This is a genomic window from Pseudomonas sp. LBUM1652 (genome assembly GCF_059716105.1).
In genome coordinates, this window is sequence record NZ_CP166804.1 from 5,346,395 (window position 1) to 5,367,512 (window position 21,118).

The 21,118-nt window shown below is 59.7% G+C and carries 21 protein-coding genes; 10 read left to right on the top strand and 11 right to left on the bottom strand.

Annotation, left to right across the window (positions count from 1 at the left end; genetic code table 11):
• Nucleotides 1-12: 12 nt before the first annotated feature.
• Nucleotides 13-504, bottom strand: a complete 492-nt coding sequence (gene ilvN, locus ACA069_RS24105; protein WP_003176102.1) for an acetolactate synthase small subunit — start codon at nucleotides 502-504, stop codon at nucleotides 13-15.
• Between the two features lie 2 nt (nucleotides 505-506).
• Entirely contained in the window at nucleotides 507-2,231 is a 1,725-nt protein-coding gene (locus ACA069_RS24110) for an acetolactate synthase 3 large subunit (protein ID WP_187679254.1), read from the bottom strand.
• 400 nt (nucleotides 2,232-2,631) lie between these two features.
• Here ACA069_RS24110 and ACA069_RS24115 point away from each other — a divergent pair, with 400 nt between their 5' ends.
• Entirely contained in the window at nucleotides 2,632-3,048 is a 417-nt protein-coding gene (locus ACA069_RS24115) for a DUF4124 domain-containing protein (RefSeq protein ID WP_187679253.1), read from the top strand.
• Between the two features lie 18 nt (nucleotides 3,049-3,066).
• Here ACA069_RS24115 and ACA069_RS24120 read toward each other — a convergent pair whose 3' ends face one another.
• From ACA069_RS24120 to mrcB, 3 genes are read right to left on the bottom strand one after another with little or no spacing between them, the layout of a single operon-like run.
• The gene (locus ACA069_RS24120; protein WP_187679252.1) at nucleotides 3,067-3,402 is read right to left on the bottom strand and encodes a YqcC family protein; all 336 of its coding nucleotides are present in this window, start codon (nucleotides 3,400-3,402) and stop codon (nucleotides 3,067-3,069) included.
• Entirely contained in the window at nucleotides 3,402-4,151 is a 750-nt protein-coding gene (locus tag ACA069_RS24125) for a tetratricopeptide repeat protein (RefSeq protein WP_187679251.1), read from the bottom strand. The genes ACA069_RS24120 and ACA069_RS24125 overlap by 1 nt, the downstream gene beginning before the upstream one ends.
• Before the next feature lie 16 nt (nucleotides 4,152-4,167).
• Nucleotides 4,168-6,492, bottom strand: coding sequence for a penicillin-binding protein 1B (mrcB, locus tag ACA069_RS24130; RefSeq protein ID WP_305439810.1), 2,325 nt, complete (start codon nucleotides 6,490-6,492; stop codon nucleotides 4,168-4,170).
• Between the two features lie 118 nt (nucleotides 6,493-6,610).
• Here mrcB and ACA069_RS24135 point away from each other — a divergent pair, with 118 nt between their 5' ends.
• The 4 genes from ACA069_RS24135 (at nucleotide 6,611) to ACA069_RS24150 (ending at nucleotide 9,921) form a co-directional block, all read left to right on the top strand.
• Nucleotides 6,611-8,167: a bifunctional aminoglycoside phosphotransferase/ATP-binding protein gene (locus ACA069_RS24135; protein WP_497615363.1), complete on the top strand. Its 1,557-nt coding sequence runs from the start codon at nucleotides 6,611-6,613 to the stop codon at nucleotides 8,165-8,167.
• Nucleotides 8,168-8,258: 91 nt separating this feature from the next.
• Entirely contained in the window at nucleotides 8,259-8,603 is a 345-nt protein-coding gene (locus tag ACA069_RS24140; protein WP_007909940.1) for a pentapeptide repeat-containing protein, read from the top strand.
• 228 nt (nucleotides 8,604-8,831) lie between these two features.
• Nucleotides 8,832-9,104, top strand: a complete 273-nt coding sequence (locus ACA069_RS24145) for a TfoX/Sxy family protein (protein WP_003228231.1) — start codon at nucleotides 8,832-8,834, stop codon at nucleotides 9,102-9,104.
• 16 nt (nucleotides 9,105-9,120) lie between these two features.
• Nucleotides 9,121-9,921: a Crp/Fnr family transcriptional regulator gene (locus tag ACA069_RS24150; protein ID WP_489881360.1), complete on the top strand. Its 801-nt coding sequence runs from the start codon at nucleotides 9,121-9,123 to the stop codon at nucleotides 9,919-9,921.
• 226 nt (nucleotides 9,922-10,147) lie between these two features.
• On the opposite strand, the gene ACA069_RS24155 is transcribed toward ACA069_RS24150, so the two are convergent.
• Genes ACA069_RS24155 through ACA069_RS24170 form a run of 4 tightly spaced genes read right to left on the bottom strand, consistent with a single transcriptional unit; the run spans nucleotide 10,148 to nucleotide 13,694 of the window.
• Complete coding sequence (locus tag ACA069_RS24155; protein ID WP_497615364.1) at nucleotides 10,148-10,999, bottom strand: ChaN family lipoprotein; 852 nt, start codon at nucleotides 10,997-10,999, stop codon at nucleotides 10,148-10,150.
• A gap of 21 nt (nucleotides 11,000-11,020) precedes the next feature.
• A complete protein-coding gene (locus tag ACA069_RS24160; RefSeq protein WP_401268429.1) occupies nucleotides 11,021-11,788 on the bottom strand; it encodes a heme ABC transporter ATP-binding protein in 768 nt (255 codons plus the stop codon).
• Nucleotides 11,788-12,771: a FecCD family ABC transporter permease gene (locus ACA069_RS24165; RefSeq protein ID WP_497618299.1), complete on the bottom strand. Its 984-nt coding sequence runs from the start codon at nucleotides 12,769-12,771 to the stop codon at nucleotides 11,788-11,790. Before ACA069_RS24165 ends, ACA069_RS24160 begins: the two co-directional genes overlap by 1 nt.
• A 50-nt stretch (nucleotides 12,772-12,821) precedes the next feature.
• Entirely contained in the window at nucleotides 12,822-13,694 is an 873-nt protein-coding gene (locus ACA069_RS24170) for a heme/hemin ABC transporter substrate-binding protein (RefSeq protein ID WP_497615365.1), read from the bottom strand.
• A 163-nt stretch (nucleotides 13,695-13,857) separates the two neighbouring features.
• On the opposite strand from ACA069_RS24170, the gene ACA069_RS24175 reads away from it, so the two are divergent.
• Nucleotides 13,858-14,175 carry a Rieske (2Fe-2S) protein gene (locus ACA069_RS24175; protein ID WP_489881356.1) on the top strand — a complete coding sequence of 106 codons (318 nt, stop codon included), beginning with the start codon at nucleotides 13,858-13,860 and terminating at the stop codon, nucleotides 14,173-14,175.
• Here ACA069_RS24175 and sfsA read toward each other — a convergent pair.
• Nucleotides 14,172-14,885 (bottom strand): DNA/RNA nuclease SfsA, encoded by a 714-nt coding sequence (gene sfsA / locus ACA069_RS24180; protein WP_497615366.1) that lies wholly within the window; start codon nucleotides 14,883-14,885, stop codon nucleotides 14,172-14,174. The genes ACA069_RS24175 and sfsA overlap by 4 nt on opposite strands.
• Nucleotides 14,885-16,057 (bottom strand): pyridoxal phosphate-dependent aminotransferase, encoded by a 1,173-nt coding sequence (locus tag ACA069_RS24185; RefSeq protein WP_489881354.1) that lies wholly within the window; start codon nucleotides 16,055-16,057, stop codon nucleotides 14,885-14,887. Before ACA069_RS24185 ends, sfsA begins: the two co-directional genes overlap by 1 nt.
• 334 nt (nucleotides 16,058-16,391) lie before the next feature.
• On the opposite strand from ACA069_RS24185, the gene dksA reads away from it, so the two are divergent.
• From dksA to ACA069_RS24205, 4 genes are all read left to right on the top strand, one after another.
• Nucleotides 16,392-16,835: an RNA polymerase-binding protein DksA gene (gene dksA / locus ACA069_RS24190; RefSeq protein WP_042561095.1), complete on the top strand. Its 444-nt coding sequence runs from the start codon at nucleotides 16,392-16,394 to the stop codon at nucleotides 16,833-16,835.
• Nucleotides 16,836-17,025: 190 nt separating this feature from the next.
• On the top strand, nucleotides 17,026-17,922 hold the full coding sequence (gene gluQRS / locus ACA069_RS24195) for a tRNA glutamyl-Q(34) synthetase GluQRS (RefSeq protein ID WP_497615367.1): 897 nt from the start codon (nucleotides 17,026-17,028) through the stop codon (nucleotides 17,920-17,922).
• A gap of 77 nt (nucleotides 17,923-17,999) precedes the next feature.
• Nucleotides 18,000-18,176, top strand: coding sequence for a hypothetical protein (locus ACA069_RS24200; RefSeq protein WP_003176118.1), 177 nt, complete (start codon nucleotides 18,000-18,002; stop codon nucleotides 18,174-18,176).
• Nucleotides 18,160-21,114 carry a sensor histidine kinase gene (locus tag ACA069_RS24205; protein WP_187679241.1) on the top strand — a complete coding sequence of 985 codons (2,955 nt, stop codon included), beginning with the start codon at nucleotides 18,160-18,162 and terminating at the stop codon, nucleotides 21,112-21,114. Before ACA069_RS24200 ends, ACA069_RS24205 begins: the two co-directional genes overlap by 17 nt.
• Nucleotides 21,115-21,118 lie beyond the last annotated feature (4 nt).

Sequence of the window (21,118 nt, forward strand, 5' to 3'; positions counted from 1 at the left end):
CGCTAATTTGGTTTAGATGCTGAGTACTTTGTCGCCGCGGGCAATGCCGGTCACGCCGCTGCGGACGGTTTCCAGAATCGATGCGGTGCCAATGGACTGAATGAAGCTGTCGAGCTTGTCGCTGGTACCGGTCAATTGAACGGTATACACGCTGGCGCTGACATCGACGATCTGTCCACGGTAAATATCGGTGGTGCGTTTGATCTCGGCGCGCTGGGCGCCAGTGGCCTTGACCTTGACCAGCATCAGTTCGCGCTCGATATGAGCACTTTCCGACAGGTCCACCAGCTTGACCACTTCGATCAGCTTGTTCAGGTTTTTAGTGATCTGCTCGATGACTTCATCGTGGCCAACGGTGGTCAGCGTCAGACGCGACAGAGTCGGGTCTTCGGTCGGGGCCACGGTCAGGCTTTCGATGTTGTAGTTGCGCTGCGAGAACAGGCCGACTACGCGAGACAGAGCGCCGGGTTCGTTTTCCAGAAGCAAGGAAATAATGTGCCGCATGATTAAGTACGCTCCGTCTTGCTCAGCCACATATCGCGCATCGAGCCGTCTTTGATCTGCATCGGGTAGACGTGCTCGCTGGTGTCTACCGAAATATCGATCACGACCAGGCGATCCTTCATGGCGAACGCTTCTTCCATCTTCGACTTCAAATCTTTCGAATCGGTGATGCGTACGCCAACGTGACCGTAGGCTTCAGCCAACTTGACGAAGTCAGGCAGCGATTCCATGTACGAGTGCGAGTGACGGCTACCGTAGCTCATGTCCTGCCACTGACGCACCATCCCCAGAACACCGTTGTTCAGGATGACGATTTTTACTGGCAAGCCATATTGCAGGCAGGTCGACAGTTCCTGGATGTTCATCTGGATACTGCCTTCACCGGTGACGCAGGCAACGTCGTCTTCCGGGAAGTTCAACTTGATACCCATGGCCGCTGGGAAACCGAAGCCCATGGTGCCCAGGCCACCGGAGTTGATCCAGCGGTTAGGCTTGTTGAACGTGTAGTACTGCGCAGCGAACATCTGGTGTTGACCCACGTCGGAGGTGATAAAGGCATCGCCCTTGGTCACTTCGCACAGGGTTTCGATCACGGTCTGCGGCTTGATCTTGCTGCCGTCGCCCTTGTCGTAAGGAAACAGGCCGCGATCACCACGCCATTCATCAACCTGCTTCCACCAACTGGCCACAGACTCCTTGTTTGGGGTCTCGCCGATTTCCTTGAGGATCGCGACCATTTCGGTCAGGACGCTCTCGACCGGACCAACGATAGGCACGTCAGCCTTGATGGTCTTGGAAATCGAAGCCGGGTCGATGTCGATGTGGATGATCTTGGCGTTCGGGCAGAACTTCGCCGCGCCGTTGATCACGCGATCGTCGAAACGCGCACCGACAGCCAGGATCACGTCGGCATGGTGCATCGCCAGGTTGGCGGTGTAGCTGCCGTGCATCCCGAGCATGCCGATAAACTGACGATCGGTGCCAGGGAAGCCGCCCAGGCCCATCAGCGTGTTGGTCACTGGCAGGTTGAGCATTTTCGCCAGTTCGGTCAGCGGTGCGGAACCGTTGCCCAGGATCACGCCGCCACCGGAGTACAGCACAGGGCGCTTGGCCGCCAGGAGCATTTCTGCCGCCTTGCGGATTTGCCCCGAGTGACCGCGAACGGCCGGGCTGTAGGAGCGCAGCTTGGCTTTCTTCGGGAAGATGTATTCGAACTTCTCGGCCGGGTTGGTCATGTCTTTCGGAATATCGACCACGACCGGACCCGGACGACCGGATTGCGCCAGGTAGAAGGCCTTCTTCATGACTTCCGGGATTTCCGAAGCGTGCTTGATCATGAAGCTGTGCTTCACGATCGGCCGGGAGATACCGATCATGTCGGTTTCCTGGAACGCGTCGGTGCCGACCATGGTGCTAGGCACCTGACCGGAAATGATCACCATTGGAATCGAATCCATATAGGCGGTGGCAATACCGGTGATGGCGTTTGTGGCGCCTGGACCGGAAGTCACCAATACCACGCCGGCTTTACCGGTGGCACGGGCGTAGCCGTCAGCCATATGGGTAGCCGCTTGCTCGTGACGAACCAGGATGTGAGTCACTTCCGGCTCTTTGAACAGGGCATCGTAAACATGCAGGAGAGCACCACCCGGGTACCCGTAGATATATTTGACGCCTTCGTCACGCAAGAAGCGGACGAGCATCTCACCGCCAGATAAAAGCTCCACGTTGTTCACCTCTAAAACGCCAGAATACCGCCCACGAAAAATGGGACGGGTCTTAATAGGTTTACTTCTCGGCAGAGCATGAGCGACGGTGGTCGCCGACTACGTCAGCACTGACTGAGCAAGTATTGGGATCGTCCCAAGTGTTGCGGGCCTTTCCCACCCAGCGCGAGGTAACGCGTTGCGGGTGTAACAGGTCGGCGCGGATGTGCGCCTCATGATCTACCGAGTGGGTCTGCTTCTGGCAGTCCCTCTACAGCGGACTTTGGATTCTTCTGTTTCGCCCTCTCCAAGTCAAGCCGTCTATGTGCTTAATTGTGGGTAAGCACATGAGAACGCAAGAAAAAACCTGAAAACAGCTACTCTGTTAGTGTCAATTGCGCAATTTTGCCAAGGAATCAGCATGCGAATGCTTCTGTTAACCCTGCTGATCGGCCTCAGCCCATGGTGCACGGCCGCTCAGATCTACAAATGGGTCGATGCCCAAGGTGTCACTCACTTTGATGCACAACCTCCCCAAGGCCAGCCGTCCACTACCCTGCAGACGCCCTCCTCGCCTGCGGCAAAACCGGCGCCGATGCCAGGTGGCGGCGTGATGGGCGATCAGAAAGCCATCGACGACAAGGTCAAGAAGCAAGTCGCCGATCAACAAGCGCAGCTCAAGGCGTTTTGCGAGCAGGCACGTACGAATCTTGCGCAATTGCACAACAATCCGCGTTTGCGGGAGGAAGTTGAGGGGGAGTTGCGGCGGCTGAGCGATGCACAACGTCAGGAGCGCATCGTCGAAGCGCAGAAGCAGATTGCGGAAAACTGCCAGTAACAACTGGCAGCTTCCGGTTCAGCGCGAAGCAGTAATCAACTGATCAAACTGTTTGAGCAATAACTGAAGCTGCCGATCCTTGCCCTGCATATTGCGCTGGGCGAAGACCATTTCAGCCATTTCCTGAATGCCCGAGGCGTTCGGCAAAGGCAGATCCTGCTCGAGGATCATCTTCATCCGAGGCAGGAAGATCCATTGCAGCCACTGCTCGAAGTCCAGCGTGTCGACCGAGAATGGCTCGACGCTGCTCAAGGCTTCTACCGACGGCTGAACTTCATCCCACCACCCCTGCGTGCGCAGCTCACGCTCAATCAGCAACAGCTGATCGGCGATTTTCGGGAAACGACTATCCATCACAACGAAACCTTGGCCTTCTGGCGAGCCTGCGCAGCGCCGGCGGAATCACCTTGTTTCTCACGGGACTGAGCGATGATTTCCCACAGGCTGGCCTGCAAGTCCGGACGGCCGTTGGCCATGGTCAGTGCACGACGGGCAAACTGCTCGGCTTGCGGCGCATCGCCTTGGGCCATACGCACCTGCGCCAGGCGATAAAGCACTTGCGGCTCACGCGGGGCAACACGCTGCGCGCGCTCCAGGCTGGACGATGCACCGTTGAGGTCGCCACCGGCCTGTTGCTGTTGGGCAGTCGTCAGCAAGGCGAGTACCGGACCGTCCAGTTGCTCGTCCGCCGACAGACCGCCGCCGCTGCTGGCAGAAGGAATGCCGCTCGGCGTCGAAGGCATGCTGTAGCTGCCGGAGTTGATCGGTGCCGACTCGACTGGCGAAGGGTTGTACGGCCCCGGCGTGATGCCGCCGGATGCCGGGCCCGGCACGATCGGCGAAGAGCTGATCGGCGCCGATGTTGCCGCGCCGCCGCCCGGCACCATCACCACAACGCCAGTATCACCTTGCGGTATGGCCTGAGTCTGGCCCTGCGCAGGACGCTTGACCGTGGTTTGACGGAAGCCGCCATTGGCCGAAATACGTTCGCTGTTGGACACAGCCGTGCCCGAATCAACCACCGGAATCGAACCACGCTGTACGGTAGAGCAGCCGCTGAGCAAAGCCACGGCAGTCACCGCTGGAATCAACCACTTGTTCACTTGAAACCCTCTTTGCTTAATTCATCCAGCCCTTGACCCAATCCATCACCGACTCGCCGGAAGCAGGCGTTTCGCTTGCACAGGCAGCGCCGGGTGGTGGTTCGCTGCCGCGAATATACGGCATCTGCACCGCCCCCGGGCAGTTGGCATCAGAGCCTTGCCCGGTACGCGAATCGACCCACGCCTGGACGATGTTGTCCGGCTGTGGCATGTCCAGCGGCAGCGGGTCAGCCTTGCGCATGAAACTTGTCCAGACCTGCAACGCACCGGTAGCACCAGTGAATGGCGTCTTGCCGTTGTCATCGCGTCCCAGCCAGACCACCGCCAGCAGATCCTGACTGAAACCGGCGAACCAGCTGTCACGCGAGTCGTTACTGGTACCGGTCTTGCCAGCCAGTGTCAGGGTCTTGGGCAGCACGTTGTAAACCGAGCTGCCGGTGCCTTCACGCATGACCCGCTGCATGGCGTTCTGGATCAGGTAAATGGACGCCGGATCGAAACGCTGCTGAATCTGGAACGGATAACGCTTGAGCGGCTCGCCTTCGGCGGTCAGCACGCTGCGAATCCCGCGCATCGGCGTATTGAAACCACCGTTGGCGAGGGTCTGATACATGGTCGCCACTTCGATCGGGGTCATGCCGCCGGCACCCAGCAACATCGACGGGAATGCCGGAAACTCGCGCGTCACACCCAGGCGCCCCAGCGTCTTGAGGACATTGGGCACGCCCACTTCCAGGCCCAGACGCGAGGTCGACAGGTTGTAGGAATGCGCCAGGCCCTGATAGAGGAACACAGTGCCGTGGGAACGACGATCGTAGTTCTGTGGTTTCCACACTTGACCGTTCGCCCCCTTGACCGACAACGGATCATCCGACAACCAGCTGGTCAGGGTGTATTGGCTCGGTTTTTCCAGCGCAGTGAGATACACCGCCGGCTTGATCAACGAGCCGATCGGTCGTACCGCATCCAGTGCCCGGTTGAAGCCGGCATAGCTTGCCTGTCGGCTGCCGATCATCGCCTGGACTTCGCCGGTTTCCGGATTGGTCACGACCATCGCCGCTTCAACGTCATCGGAGCCTTTGCGCCCGGACAGACGCTTAAAGGTGTCGTTGACCGACGCCTCGGCTTTCATCTGCAGAATCGGGTCGAAACTGGTGAAGATCCGCAGACCTTCTTCGGTCAAGTCTTCGTCGCGGTAGTCTTCACGCAACTGGCGTTTGACCAGATCGATAAAGCCCGGGAACGAGCTGTCGGCCAGCTTGCCGCGAGTGGTCACACCCAGTGGCATTTTCTTCGCTGCTTCGACCTGCTCCGCCGTTGCGACGCCTTGTTGCTCAAGCACATCGAGCACCAGATTACGACGTTCCAGCGCACGCTCGGGATTGCGCCGCGGGTTGTAATAGGACGGGCCTTTGACCATTCCCACCAGCATCGCGACTTGATGCAGCTTCAACTCGGACAGAGGCTGACCGAAGAAGAACTGACTGGCCAGACCGAAACCGTGCACCGCGCGTTGGCCGTCCTGTCCGACGAAGACTTCGTTGAGGTAGGCCTCAAGAATTTCCTTCTTGTCGTAATGCAGTTCCAGCAGCATCGCCATCATCGCTTCGGTGAGCTTGCGGGACAGGCTGCGTTCGTTGGTGAGGTAGAAGTTTTTCACCAACTGCTGGGTCAGCGTACTGCCGCCCTGGGTCATCTTGCCGCCGGACGTGTTGACCCAGATGGCGCGGGCAATCGACTTCGGCGACACGCCCCAGTGACTGTAGAAATCCCGATCCTCAACCGCAACCAGGGTTTCCAGCAGATATGGCGGCACTTGATCGAGTTTGATCAGAATGCGGTCTTCAAGATTCTTCGGATAAATCCCGCCGATCAACACCGGTTCCAGGCGCACCACTGACAGCTTGGAGCCATTGGTGGCTGAAAGCTCGGCGACATAATCGCCCGAGAAGCGCACGCGCACCGGCTGCGCTTTCTCCAGACCTTCATAGAACTGGAAGCCACGGGTATTCAGATCGACGGTGTTGCCGCTGACGGCAGCGGCGCCAGGGCCATTGCTCACGGCTTCGCGGCGGTAGCCGAGGGCATCGAGTTCGGTGAGGAAATCGTCCTTGCTGAGCTTTTGTCCGACGAACAGCTCAAGCGGGCGCGCGTAGACCTTGGCCGGGATGGTCCAGCGCTTGCCGGAGAACTTCTCCTGCACCACGGCATCGAGGTAAACGGCGAAGCCGGCCAGCACCACAAGGCCGACCAGACTGAGTTTAATGGCCCAACCCAACCATGGGCGCAGGCCCTTGGCAGGTGGTTTTTTAGGAGTGCGGGGGGATCGAGTTCGAGTCATGGCGGCGGATTATACGCACTTTATTCATACTCAACAGGAGCGCTCCGAGGTTTGCGTCGGGCTGGCGAGCGGCCATAATGGCGACCTCGAATTTCCCCCAGTCTCTGAAGGATCGCCCGTGAGCCAGTCACTGATCGCTGCCCTGCAAAACCCGGCCCTCTACCCGCACCCCGTCGAAGGGTTCCAGGTCATCGAAACCCATATCTCGTGGGTGATCCTCACCGGTCCCTTTGCTTATAAAGTGAAGAAGCCCGTGAATTTCGGCTTCCTCGACTTCACCAATCTCGAACAACGCGGACACTTTTGCGGCGAAGAACTGCGTCTGAACCAGCGCCTGACCGACGATTTGTATCTGGAGGTGTTGCCTGTCACCGGCAGCGTCGAAGCACCACAACTGGGCGGCGACGGCCCGGCTATCGAATACGTGCTGAAAATGCGTCAGTTCCCGCAGACCGGTTTGCTCAGCACCTTGCAAGCCAATGGCGAGCTGACCACCCAGCACATCGATGAAATGGCCGAGCAGATCGCCCATTTCCACCTCACCGCCCCGGAAGTCCCGGCCGAGCACGACGCCGGCACCCCGGACAGCGTGATGGCGCCGGTATCGCAAAACTTCGAACAGATCCTGCCGTTCCTCAGCGACAAAAATGACCTGCTGCAACTTGAAGCCCTGAAAGCCTGGGCCGAAAGCAGCTTTGCGCGTCTCAAGCCACTGTTCGCCCAGCGCAAGGCCGAAGGCTTCACCCGCGAGTGCCACGGCGATATTCACTTGGGTAACGCTACTGTCATTGACGGCAAAGTGGTGATCTTCGACTGCATCGAATTCAACGAACCGTTCCGCTTCACTGACGTCTGGGCCGACACCGGTTTCCTGGCAATGGACCTGGAAGATCGCGGCCTGAAATCCCTGGCCCGCCGCTTCATCAGCCAATATCTGGAACTGACCGGCGACTATCAAGGCCTGGAAGTGCTGAACTTCTATAAAGCCTACCGCGCACTGGTTCGCGCAAAAGTAGCGCTGTTCAGCATGCCGGCAGACGCGACCCCGGTGCAGCGCGCCACCACCCTGCGCCAGTACCGCAACTACGCCAACCTGGCGGAAAGCTACAGCACCATTCCTTCGCGCTTCATGGCGATCACCCACGGCGTTTCCGCTGTCGGCAAGAGCCACGTGGCCATGCGTCTGGTCGAAGCGCTGGGGGCGATCCGCCTGCGCTCCGATGTTGAGCGCAAGCGTCTGTTCGGCGAGCAAACCGTCGCCAATGATGTACAGGCCGGCATTTATAGTGCCGACGCCAGCGCCAAGACCTACGCGCGCCTGCATGAAATCGCTGACGTGATCCTGCACGCCGGTTTCCCGGTGGTGATTGACGCCACTTACCTCAAGCGCGAACAACGTGACAGCGCGGCTCAAGTCGCCGAAGCCACCGGCACGCCGTTCCTGATTCTCGACTGCAACGCGCCGCAAGCGGTGATCGAGAGCTGGCTGGCGATTCGTCAGGCAGACAAACAGGATCCGTCCGACGCCACGCTGGCAGTGATCGAAGCTCAGCAGGCCAATCGCGAAGCGCTGACGCCGGAAGAAATCCTGCGCAGCAAACGCGTGCAGACCAATGAATCCGGCACACTGGACACCGTGGTCGCGCAAATCCGCCAACGCCTGCCAGGCCTGTAAGAAACTATTTCGGCCGTGAAGCCCTCGCCGGCTTCACGGCCGTCAAATAGTGGCACTATACTGGCGCCATAAAACCAACAGGTGATGTGACATGAGCCAGCCGAAACTTCTCGATACCCCGCTGTATGCTTTGCTGCACAAAGATGACATCACAGGTTTCAACAAGGAACGCCCGCAAGACGGGCCGATCGATATGGTCGGCGGCGACTTCCGTGGCCTCGACCTGCGTGAACTGAACGCCGATGGCGTGGATTTCCGGGACGCGTATTTCCGTTCCGCCGATTTGCGTGGCATTGATTTCCGCAACGCATCGCTGGAAGGTGCAAGCCTGGCCCACGCACAGATTTCCGGTGCGTACTTTCCGCCTGAGCTGAGCGCTGACGAGATTCTGATGTCGATGAACTTCGGTACACGCCTGCGTTATCGCACTCGCTAAACGCTTCTGCCTGATGTGTCCAGCGCCCCCGCTTTGCGCTGGACTGCTTGCTGCGCGGATTTTTCCCGCGCCATGGCATCCCTCCCCCCCGCCTATCCTGCTGAAAATTGCGACCGTTCTTAGAAGCGTTTGCGTTGAATCCGACCAAACAACCACGCTTTTCCTACTGATGGCTACACTCCTGAGAAGCTCGCCCCACGCACCATTCGGCCGTCGCAAGGAGGCTTGATGAATGATGAACTGCAACACCTGAAGAATCTTGGCAAGACGTCGGCGCAATGGCTGCATGCCGTGGGCATCCACAGCGCCTCGGACTTGCGTCGCCTGGGCGCGGTGGACGCCTACCGGGCCGTGCGTACCCGCGGGTTTCGCGCATCGAAGGTGTTGTTGTATGCGATCGAAGGCGCATTGATGGATGTTCACTGGAACGACATCCCCGCCGAGCGCAAGGACGCCTTGAACAAGCAACTCGAAGCCATTTCCTCACGTCACAAGAACTGAACGGGCGCTGACCGTCATGTACCTGCTTGGGGAACAATCGGCATTTGCCGACTCAGTGATCAACCGTCTGCAGAATTTTCCTGCGCAGTGGCTGGAAGACCTCGTGCCGTGCGGCCCGGTGATTGAACTGGAGACGACCGATGACTTGATGGCGCAGTTGCCCGGCGATCAGTTGTTTCTGCTGACGGAAGGTGTAATCAACGGGTACGTCGGTGCACGAGCACTGTTCTATTGGCAGGAAGGTGACTTGATCGGCCTACAACAGGGTGATGCATGGGGCGATTGCCGTCTGTGCAGTGAAGGACCGTTGCGCTTGTTGCCCTATCGCCGCAGCGATGTGTTCGGGCATTTGTATGCTGACACCAACCGGGCGAACCAATTTCTCGAGTACCTGCTGGGCCAAATGGCACTCCTCGCCCACGCCGTGGCCGAACTGAAACCGCGGGAGTTTCGCAGTACCAACGGTTTCAAACGGGTCGAGGCCGGTGAAGTGCTGATCCACCAGGGCGATGCCGCCGATCACGTGTTTGTCATCATCGACGGGCATGCCGAAGCCTTTGTCGATGGACATAAGGTCGGCGAAGTGCCCAAGGATGAGATTTTTGGAGCCATGGCGGTGTTCACCGGGGAGCCACGAAATGCCACAGTAATTGCTCGTGATTCGAGCACGGTGATGCTGATTCCCGGTGATCAGTTTTTGAGCATGACCCGCAGCAATCCGAAGATCGCCCACAGCCTGATCGAAAGCATGGCGCGGCGCATCAGCCAGCTCAACGGCCAGATCACTCAACTGACTGCGGTCAAAACCCAGTTTTAAGTCCTCGTTTTCCGGGGCATTCCGGCCAATCCCGAGATTAAATCAGGCAAATGAAAAAACAGAGGTTGACTCGGTAATGAGAATCGCTATGATTATCACAACTGGTCGCGAGATCAGTCGATATTCTGAAAAGCCCTTGGTTCGGACTCTCAGATTATCTCCTCATCAGGCTAATCACGGTTATTTGACCCGGTTTTTACCGGGTCTTTTTTTGCCTGTGGAAAAGTCACTTGCCGAACTGTTTGCGCATTTCTTCGCAGTAATCACGCTTGGGCATGGCCGAGGTGTACCAGACGTAATCGGCCATCGCCGCCGTAACCTCGGCGCCCTGCTCCGCCAGCATCAGCACTGCAGGAGCCTGGGTAGCGCCCAGATCCACAACATGCAGCGGCACCCCGACATCCTTGCGTGCATGCCAGGCACCCGCCAGCAGCAACGACGGTGTGGACGCAGCCAATAAACGCTCGGCCATGCGCCGATCGCGTTGTTGCTGAACCGCCAGCATCGCCGGCATCTGCGACTCAGGCAGCAGGCCACAGTGGGAATCGCTGATCTGCTCCAGCAAAACAGTTTTCACCGATTGAGCATTGCTGCGCTCCCCCGGCATAAGGGAAGGATTGCGATAAAAGCTGCGGATTTCGTTGTTATCCAGATTTGCCGCCAGCAGCGGATACGGCTGTGTGAGGGCGAAGCGAACAATCGGCCCATAGAGACTCCAGTCCCAACCCTCCTGCCAGGCCAATGCGTCAGGAAGGTTGTCGGGCTGAGACGCAGACTGGCTTAGCGCATCAACCTTCGGCTGCTGATCAGGCGTGAGCATTTCCAACAACAGGCTGCCTTGCGGCCGCTGTTTGCCAAGAGACTGCAAAAGCCATAACTGCGCGGCGTGGTGATCGGCGTTGTCATGCTGCTCGCCGATGATCAGCCGCTGCGGTTCAGCAAGACGTGTGAGCAGTTGCTGCGCGGTCAGCACCTGACCGCTGTGCAGGTCACGAATCTCGCCACTGACTGGCGGTGGCGCGGCAACATGCTGACACCCCGCGAGCAACAACACCGCCAACAGCCACATTCCTCGCATGCAATCACCTCAATGAGAAAGTCAGCGGGCGATGATCAGCGGATGCCCACGCTCCGGGTGCGGCTGCACCAATACTTCGAGACCGAACACGGCTTTGAGCGTGTCCGGCCGCAACACTTGCTGCGGCGTGTCCAGCGCAACCGGTCGTCCGCCCTCAAGCAGCAACACGCGATCACAATAACGCGCAGCCAGATTCAGATCATGCAGGATCACCATCACTGCCGCGCCGCGATCGGCAAACTCGCGTACGGCCTGCAAAGTCGTGTGTTGATGCAGCGGATCAAGCATCGACGTCGGCTCATCCAGCAGCAATGTCTGCCCGACCTGCCCCGGCCAGAGTTGCGCAAGCACCCGCGCCAGATGCACGCGCTGGCGCTCACCGCCCGACAATGCCAGATAGCTGCGCCCGCTCAGATGCCCGGCATCCGCCGCCGCCAATGCTGCGGCGACAATCTCGTCATCACGCACTCGACCGCTTTGATAAGGCAAACGCCCCATGCCGACCACTTCTTCAACGCGAAAGGCGAAATCCAGGGTCGAAACCTGCGGTAACACGGCCAATCGTCGAGCGCGTTGCGTGCCCGTCCAATGTGCCAACGACTGGCCATCAAGCGAGACCTCGCCTTCACTTGGCGCCAGTTCACCGCATAAGGCACCAAGCAAAGTACTTTTACCGGCGCCGTTCGGCCCCAGCACGCCGAGCACTTCGCCCGGTTCGAGTTGCAGGGTGACCTCGCTGAGAACAGTCTTGCGGCCGCGACGGATATGCAGATTTTGCGCACGCAACATCAGGCACGCCCTCGCAGCAGCAAATAAAGGAAGAACGGCGCGCCGATAAACGCCGTGACGATCCCGATCGGCAATTCCGCCGGTGCCAGTGCCAGACGCGCCACCAGATCAGCCAGCAACAACAGACTAGCCCCGGCCAACACCGAGGCCGGCAGCAATACTCGATGATCGGGACCCGCGAGCAAGCGCACCAGATGCGGCACCACCAGCCCAACGAAGCCGATCATCCCCGCTGCAGCCACTGCCGCGCCGACACCCAGCGCCGTACAAAACACCAGTTCACGCTTGAGCCGTTCGACATCAACCCCCAAATGCCCGGCCTCGGACTCGCCGAGCAGCAAGGCATTCAGCGCTTTCGCCCGGCGCGGCAACCACAGGGCAACGCCGGCGCTGATGATCAGCAATGGCCACAACCGCGCATAACTGGCGCCATTGAGACTGCCGAGGTTCCAGAAGGTCAGCGTGCGCAAAGTCGCGTCGTCCGCCAGATAAGTGAACAGTCCGACCGCCGAACTGGCCAGCGCGGTCAGCGCGATCCCCGCCAGCAGCATGGTCGCGACATGGGTTTGCCCGTTGCGCCGGCCGAGGCGATAAACCAGCGCCGTCACCCCGAGCCCACCGAGGAACGCGCACACCGATAACAGATAAGGCCCGAACCACTCCGGCAAGCCGCCGAAAAACGAGCCGCCGACAATCGCAATTGCCGCGCCCAACGCCGCGCCACTGGAAACCCCGACCAGCCCCGGATCCGCCAAAGGATTACGAAACAATCCCTGCATCGCCACACCGGACAAGGCCAGCACACCGCCGACCGCCAGCCCGAGCAACGTTCGCGGCAGACGAATCTGCCCGAGAATCAGCTCAGCCTGCTCCAGCCCTTCCGGAGCCAACGGTACGCCAATCAGGCGCAACGCCGCACGCAACGTATCGAACAACGGCAGGCTGACCGGCCCCAGCGCCAGCGACAACCAGATTGCCAGCAGACACAGGAGTGTCAGGCCGATGAACAGGCCACGAGGTTTGAGCAGTGTGGTCATTGGCCACTCTTGGTTGGGTAGAAACCGTCAGACAGGGTTTTCAACGCCGCCGGCAGTCGCGGCCCGAGCCCGCCGACCAGCAAGGTCGGATCGAGCTCAAGCACACGTCCGTCCTTGGCCGCACGGCTTGAATTGAGAATCGGGTTTTCCTTGAACAGTGCAGCCTTGGCCGCATCACCGGTCAACGCACGATCGGCAAACACCAGCACTTCAGGATCAAGACTCGCAAGAGATTCCACGGAAAACGGTTTGTAGCCGGTGTGAGTCGCCAGGTTATGCCCGCCCGCCTGTTGCAGCAGCCAATCGGCGGCGGTGTCCTTGCCGGCGATCAGCGGTTTGCCCCCGGCATGTCCCAGCAACAGCAGCACGCCCGGCGATTTCTGCTTGGACTGCGCTTCAGTCACCCGCGCTTTCTGCGCGTCGAGTTGCTGTTGATAACTTTGCAGCAACTGAGTGGCCCGCTCTTCAGCGCCGAGCAACTGCCCAAGATGAATGACGTTTTTTTCCAGCGTTGGCAGATCCGGCTGAGCCGAGAACAACTCCACCTGAACCTTGGCCGCCTTCACTTGGGCAAGCACGGGGGGCGGACCGACTTCTTCTGTGCCGATGAGGATGTCCGGACGCAGGCTGAGAATGCCCTCGGCGGAAAGGCTGCGCTGATAACCGATGCTCGGCAGCGCCTTCAACGAGTCGGGATGCTGACTGGTGGTATCGACGCCGACCAGTTTTGACTCGCCGCCCAACGCACTGACCCACTCCGACAGCGCACCGCCAGCACTGACCCAGCGTTGCGGCAGATCGGCCGCTGCCGTCATGTGGCTGGCGAAAAGTCCGACACAGAGCACAGCGACGCGGGTACTCAGGCGCATACACAGCTTCCTTGAACAAGGTTTCCCGGGCGTCAGGATGACAGGCCAAGTATCCTCGGCATCTGGCGGGCGCCTGCGGGTGAAGGCCTCCATTTGATAATTGTTTGCATTTAAACGTCAAGCTCGGACATATCCGGACACGAGCCGACATTAGAGGATAGCCATGAAGTTTCTGTGCGCGGGCGCCGATCTGGCCGAGGCCGGCAGTCGCGGTTTTGATATTGACGGTAAAAAGCTGTTTGCCGTGCGCCGCAACGGTCAGGCGTATGTCTACCTGAATCGCTGCCCGCATCGCGGTGTGGGTCTGGAATGGCACCCGGACCAGTTTCTCGACCCGAGCAACAGCCTGATCCAGTGCGCCACCCACGGCGCACTGTTTCTGATCGAGGACGGCGAGTGCGTGTCCGGCCCCTGCGCCGGGCAGGCGCTGACGACTATAGATTGCCGCGAAGATGCACAGGGCGTGTGGATCGATGTTTAACCGTTGAGCAATACGTCGAGTCGCCGGTCGATCACCATCTCTTCATGGTTGAGCCGAACGCCGTAAGCCAGGACTTCAACGCCACAGGCCACCGCTTCGCGCAGGGCATCGGCGTAGGCCGAATCGATTTCCACCGCAGGACGCACCGCTTCAATCCCGGTGAGATTGACGCAATACAACTGCACCGCGCGAATCCCGTCCCGCGCCAGATGCGCCAGCTCACGCAGATGCTTGGCACCGCGCTGGGTCACGGCATCGGGAAAAGCCGCCACATTCGTGCCATCGAAGCCCAGGGTGACGCTTTTCACTTCTACATAAGCGGGGCCGCTGGGGTATTCGAGGCGGAAATCGATGCGGCTTTTTTCCTGTCCGTAAGCCACTTCGCGCTTCAACGCGGTAAACCCGTTCAACTCGGTGATGACACCGGCCTGCAAGGCTTCTTCCACCAGCCCGTTGGCGCGCCCGGTGTTCACGCAAAACAACCGACCCTGTGGGGTTTCGCCGACTTCCCAGGTGCCAGGCAACTTGCGCTTCGGGTCGTTGGAGCGACTGAACCAGACCTGCCCACCCTCGACCTGACAGTTGAGCATCGAACCAGTGTTCGGGCAGTGAATGGTCAGCATCTCGCCGCCAACGGTTTCGATATCGGCGAGAAAACGCTTGTAACGTCGAATCAGCCGCGCCTCTTCCAGAGGAGGATAAAAGCGCATCAGCCTTGCCAACTCTTCAAGCCACGGGCGATTCGCTCGACTGCTTCCTGTAGGCGCGGGAGGTTTTGCGTGTAGGCAAAACGCACATGGTGACTGGCCTGATAGCGACCAAAATCAAGCCCCGGGGTAAACGCAACGTGCTCGGTTTCGAGGAAATGACGACAGAATGCGAAGGCATCACCGCCGAACCGGCTGATATCTGCATACAAATAGAAAGCACCTTCGGGCTCAACGGCGATGTTGAACCCCAACTCGCGCAATGCCGGAAGGAGAAAGTCACGACGACGTCCGAACTCTGCGCGGCGCTCTTCGAGAATCGCAATGGTGTCCGGCTCGAAACAGGCCAGCGCGGCGTACTGGGCCATGCTCGGCGCGCTGATGTAGAGGTTCTGCGCGAGCTTCTCCAGCTCACTGACCGCCGCATCCGGGGCTACCAGCCAGCCGAGACGCCACCCCGTCATGCCGAAGTATTTGGAGAAACTGTTGAGGACAAAAGCGCTGTCATCGACTTCCAGCACACTCGCCGCGTCGGTGCCATAAGTCAGGCCGTGATAGATCTCGTCCACCACCAGATGTCCGTGTCGCGCCTTGATGGCTGTGGATAACCCGGCCAGCTCATCTCGGGTCAGGATCGTCCCGGTCGGGTTGGCCGGCGAGGCCACCAATGCACCGACGCTGTCGTGATCCCAATGGCGCTCGACCAGATCTGGGGTCAGTTGATAACGCACGTCAGGCCCTACAGGAACCAGCTGCGCCGCGCCTTCGACCAGGCGCAAGAAGTGCCGATTGCACGGATAGCCCGGGTCTGCCAACAGCCAGTGTTTGCCGGGATCGACCAACAACGCGCTGGCGAGCAACAAGGCGCCGGAGCCGCCCGGAGTGATCAGAATCCGCCGTGGGTCGATATTCAGGCCATAGCGCGATTGATAAAACCCGGAAATCGCCTCGCGCAGTTCAGGAATACCGCGCGCCGCGGTGTAACGGGTCTTGCCCGCCGTCAGCGCCGCTTGCCCGGCACGAATGATCGGCTCGGCCGTGGTGAAGTCTGGCTCGCCGATTTCCAGGTGGATCACATCGTGGCCTTCAGCCTGCAGCTCGTTGGCCCGCGCCAGCAGCGCCATCACATGGAACGGTTCGATCGCACGACTGCGCGCACTGTAGGGCTGAGCCATTGGCCTTCCTTCGACGGGAGAAAAGAAACGATTCTACCCATCTGCCGGAACGAGCGAGAACCCGTAGCGGTCACAGCCTCAAGAACTCTGGAATGTAATGACACACGCGTACCCTCCAGGATTGACTAAAATCAGTGATTGAACAGGTCTCCCACACCGCCAGACACGGCTTGCCAAACATTTGCAAGCGCCACCCGCCGGGGCCTCGACATCCGGGAGTAGCGCAGGCCGAATTGATCTGGTAAGTTCGCCCGCTTGCAGCCGCAGGGCCGGCAGGTGTCGGTGATGGAGCAATCCTGCGCAATGGATTACAAGAGTAGAGGCGGTCCATTTCATGCCCACCCAAGCAAAGCAACAGGCTAATCCGACCGTCAGCGGTTTCGAACCTTATGTTCAGGCCAAAGACGAAGAGTACATGGGCGCTCCGATGCGCGCCCACTTCACCAAGATCCTGAACAAGTGGAAGCAGGACTTGATGCAGGAAGTCGACCGTACTGTCGACCACATGAAAGACGAAGCGGCCAACTTCCCTGACCCGGCCGACCGTGCCAGCCAGGAAGAAGAATTCGCTCTGGAGCTTCGCGCCCGTGATCGCGAGCGCAAGCTGATCAAGAAGATCGACAAGACGCTTGATCTGATCCAGAACGAAGATTACGGCTGGTGCGAATCCTGCGGCATCGAGATCGGCGTCAAGCGCCTCGAAGCCCGCCCGACAGCCGACATGTGCGTCGACTGCAAGAACCTCGCTGAAATCAAGGAAAAGCAGGTCGGCAAGTAATCTCGACCTGAACGAAAAACGGAGCGTGCGAACGCTCCGTTTTTGTTTCTGCCTTTTGCCTGTGTAGGAGTGAGCCTGCTCGCGATCACGGTAGATCAGTCAATAATGATGTTGATTGTCACACTGCTATCTCGAGCAGGCTCACTCCTACAAGTTGACCTGCGCACGCCCTGAAAAGTAGTTTCGCCCAATGACTGCCAAGACATCACCCGCCTACATCGGCCGTTTCGCCCCAACCCCAAGTGGCCACCTGCACTTCGGTTCGCTGGTTGCCGCCCTCGCCTCTTATCTTGATGCACGTTCGGTTGGCGGACGTTGGCTGGTGCGCATGGAAGATCTCGATCCGCCCCGTGAAGAACCCGGTGCGCAAGCGGCGATCCTCAAGGCCCTGGAAAGCTACGGTTTCGAATGGGACGGCGAGATGGTGCGCCAAAGTGATCGGCACGACGCGTATGCCGAAGTGCTCAACAGCCTGTTCAATCATGGCCTGGCCTACGCCTGCACCTGCTCGCGCAAACAGCTGGAGCCCTATGACGGGATTTATCCGGGGCTGTGCCGCAATGCCGGACACGACCAGCAGGACGCGGCGATCCGCCTGCGCGTGCCGGAACTCGAATACCACTTCATCGACCGGGTGCAGGGCGAATACCGACAGCATCTGGGCCGTGATGTCGGCGATTTCGTGATTCGCCGTCGCGACGGCCTCTATGCCTATCAATTGGCCGTGGTGCTCGACGATGCCTGGCAAGGCATTTCCGACATCGTACGCGGCGCCGACCTGCTCGACTCCACGCCACGCCAGCTCTATCTGCAACAACTGTTGGGCCTGCGTCAGCCGCGTTATCTGCACCTGCCGTTGATCACCCAGCCGGACGGCAACAAGCTCGGCAAGTCCTACCGCTCGCCGCCGCTGAAAGCCGACCAAGCCACGCCGTTGCTGCTGCGGGCCTTGCGCGCATTGGGGCAAAACCCCGGCGCCGAACTGGCACATGCGTCGCCGCAGGAACTGCTCAACTGGGGCAGCGCCCATTGGGATGCCAGCAAGATCCCGCGCACACTGACCCTGCCCGAAGCGCAACTGCTATGACGACACTTGCAGTCGCGCCGCCATCCGTTACCATCGCCGCACGTTTTCGGGCACGCGCATAAAAAAGAGAGGCCGGGATGTACATCTATCGCTTGGTCCTGCTTTTGGTCGTGGGGATCTATCTGTTTTCTCCCGCCATCATGGATTGGTGGATCGACGCTACGGGCGCCTGGTATCGCCCCTATCTGCTCTGGCTGATCCTGATTGTCGTGACCTTCATCCTGCAGAGCCAAAAAGATGCCGATGAGCTTTAGCCTGACCCAGATGATCCTGGTCAGCGCCGCCTACCTGGCGGTGCTGTTCGGCGTAGCCTGGATCAGCGAACGGGGCATGATCCCGCGGGCGATCATTCGCCATCCGTTGACCTACACCCTGTCGCTGGGGGTCTATGCCAGTGCCTGGGCGTTCTACGGCACGGTCGGCCTGGCCTATCAGTACGGCTACGGCTTTCTCTCCAGCTATCTCGGGGTGTCCGGCGCGTTTCTGCTGGCGCCGGTGCTGCTCTATCCGATTCTGAAAATCACCCGCACCTATCAACTGTCGTCGCTGGCGGATCTGTTTGCGTTTCGTTTTCGCAGCACCTGGGCCGGGGCACTGACCACGATTTTCATGCTGATCGGCGTCTTGCCGCTGCTGGCATTACAGATTCAGGCAGTGGCCGACTCCATCGGCATTCTCACCGGTGAACCGATTCAAAGCCGCGTGGCGCTGGCATTCTGTGCGCTGATCATTCTGTTCACGATCTTCTTTGGCTCGCGCCACATTGCCACCCGCGAGAAACACGAAGGGCTGGTGTTCGCGATTGCCTTCGAGTCGGTGATCAAACTGATCGCCCTCGGCGGCGTTGGCCTGTACGCCCTCTATGGCGTGTTCGACGGCCCGCAACAACTTGAACTGTGGCTGCTGCAAAACCAGACCGCTCTCGCCGCCTTGCACACGCCGTTGCAGGAAGGCCCGTGGCGCACGTTGCTGCTGGTGTTCTTCGCCTCGGCGATCGTGATGCCGCACATGTATCACATGACCTTTACCGAGAACCTCAACCCGCGCTCACTGGTGAGTGCCAGTTGGGGCCTGCCGCTGTTCCTGTTGTTGATGAGTCTGGCGGTGCCGCTGATCCTGTGGGCCGGCCTCAAGCTTGGCGCCACGACCGATCCGGAATACTTCACCCTCGGCATCGGCATTGCCGCCAACAGCAAGCCTTTGGCATTGCTCGCCTACGTTGGTGGCCTGTCGGCGGCCAGCGGGTTGATCATCGTCACCACCCTGGCGTTGTCGGGCATGGCCCTTAACCACCTGGTGCTACCGCTTTATCAGCCACCGGCCGAAGGCAATATCTACCGCTGGCTGAAGTGGACGCGCCGGGCGTTGATCGTCGCGATCATCATGGCCGGCTTCTGCTTCTATCTGCTGCTCGGCGCCGGCCAGGATCTGGCCAACCTGGGCATCGTGGCCTTCGTAGCGACCCTGCAATTCCTACCGGGCGTGCTGTCGGTGCTGTACTGGCCGACCGCCAACCGTCGCGGCTTCATTGCCGGTTTGCTGGCGGGGATTCTGGTCTGGGTGATCACCATGCTGTTGCCGCTGGTCGGCAATCTGCAGGGTTTCTACATTCCGCTGCTGAACATGATCTACGTGTTGGACGACACCAGCTGGCACATGGCTGCCATCGCGTCACTGGCCGCCAACGTATTGATGTTCACCCTGATCTCGCTGTTCACCAACGCCAGTCCCGAAGAAGCCAGCGCCGCCGAAGCCTGCGCGGTGGATAACGTGCGCCGCCCGCAACGCCGGGAACTGCACGCTGCCTCGCCACAGGAATTCGCCACGCAACTGGCCAAACCACTGGGTGCCAAGGCTGCTCAGAAAGAAGTCGAACAGGCGCTGCGTGACCTTTATCTGCCATTCGATGAACGCCGCCCTTACGCCTTGCGCCGTCTGCGCGACCGTATCGAAGCCAACCTTTCCGGCCTGATGGGCCCGAGTGTGGCGCAGGACATGGTCGAAACCTTCCTGCCGTACAAGGCCGGCGGCGAAAACTATGTCACCGAAGACATTCACTTCATCGAAAGCCGCCTCGAGGATTACCACTCGCGCCTCACAGGTCTGGCCGCCGAGCTCGACGCCCTGCGCCGCTACCACCGCCAGACCCTGCAGGAATTGCCGATGGGCGTCTGCTCGCTGGCTAAGGATCAAGAGATCCTGATGTGGAACAAGGCCATGGAGGAGCTGACCGGGATCGCCGCGCAACGGGTGGTCGGTTCCCGCCTGAGCACCATCGGCAATCCGTGGAAAGAATTGCTGCAAGGCTTCATCAACTTGCCTGACGAGCATTTGCACAAACAGCACTTGGCGCTCGATGGCCAGACCCGCTGGCTGAACCTGCACAAAGCCGCAATCGACGAGCCGTTGGCGCCGGGTAACAGTGGTTTGGTGTTGCTGGTGGAAGATCTGACTGAAACCCAGATGCTCGAAGACAAACTGGTGCACTCCGAGCGCCTGGCGAGCATCGGTCGTCTCGCGGCCGGTGTGGCCCACGAAATCGGTAACCCGATCACCGGCATCGCCTGTCTGGCGCAGAACCTGCGCGAAGAACGCGAAGACGATGGCGAGCTGACGGAAATCAGCGGGCAGATCCTCGAACAGACCAAACGCGTGTCTCGCATCGTTCAGTCGCTGATGAGTTTTGCCCATGCCGGCAGCCATCAGCACAGCGACGAGCCCGTTTGTCTGGCGGAAGTGGCCCAGGACGCCATCGGCCTGCTGGCCCTGAACCGACGCAATTTCGAAGTGCAGTTCTACAACCTGTGCGATCCGGATCACTGGGTCGAAGGTGATCCACAGCGACTCGCTCAGGTCCTCATCAATCTGCTCTCCAACGCCCGTGACGCGTCGCCTGCGGGCAGTGCGGTGCGGGTCAAGAGCGAAGCCGGCGAACACACGGTCGATCTGATCGTCGAGGACGAAGGCAGTGGTATTCCGAAGAACATCATGGACCGATTGTTCGAACCCTTCTTCACCACCAAGGATCCTGGCGAAGGCACCGGTCTGGGCCTTGCACTGGTCTATTCCATCGTTGAAGAGCATTATGGACAAATCACCATCGACAGCCCGGCTGATGTACAAAGCCAACGCGGCACCCGTATCCGGGTGACCTTACCGCGTCATGTCGAAGCGACGTCCGCTGTGAACTGAGACC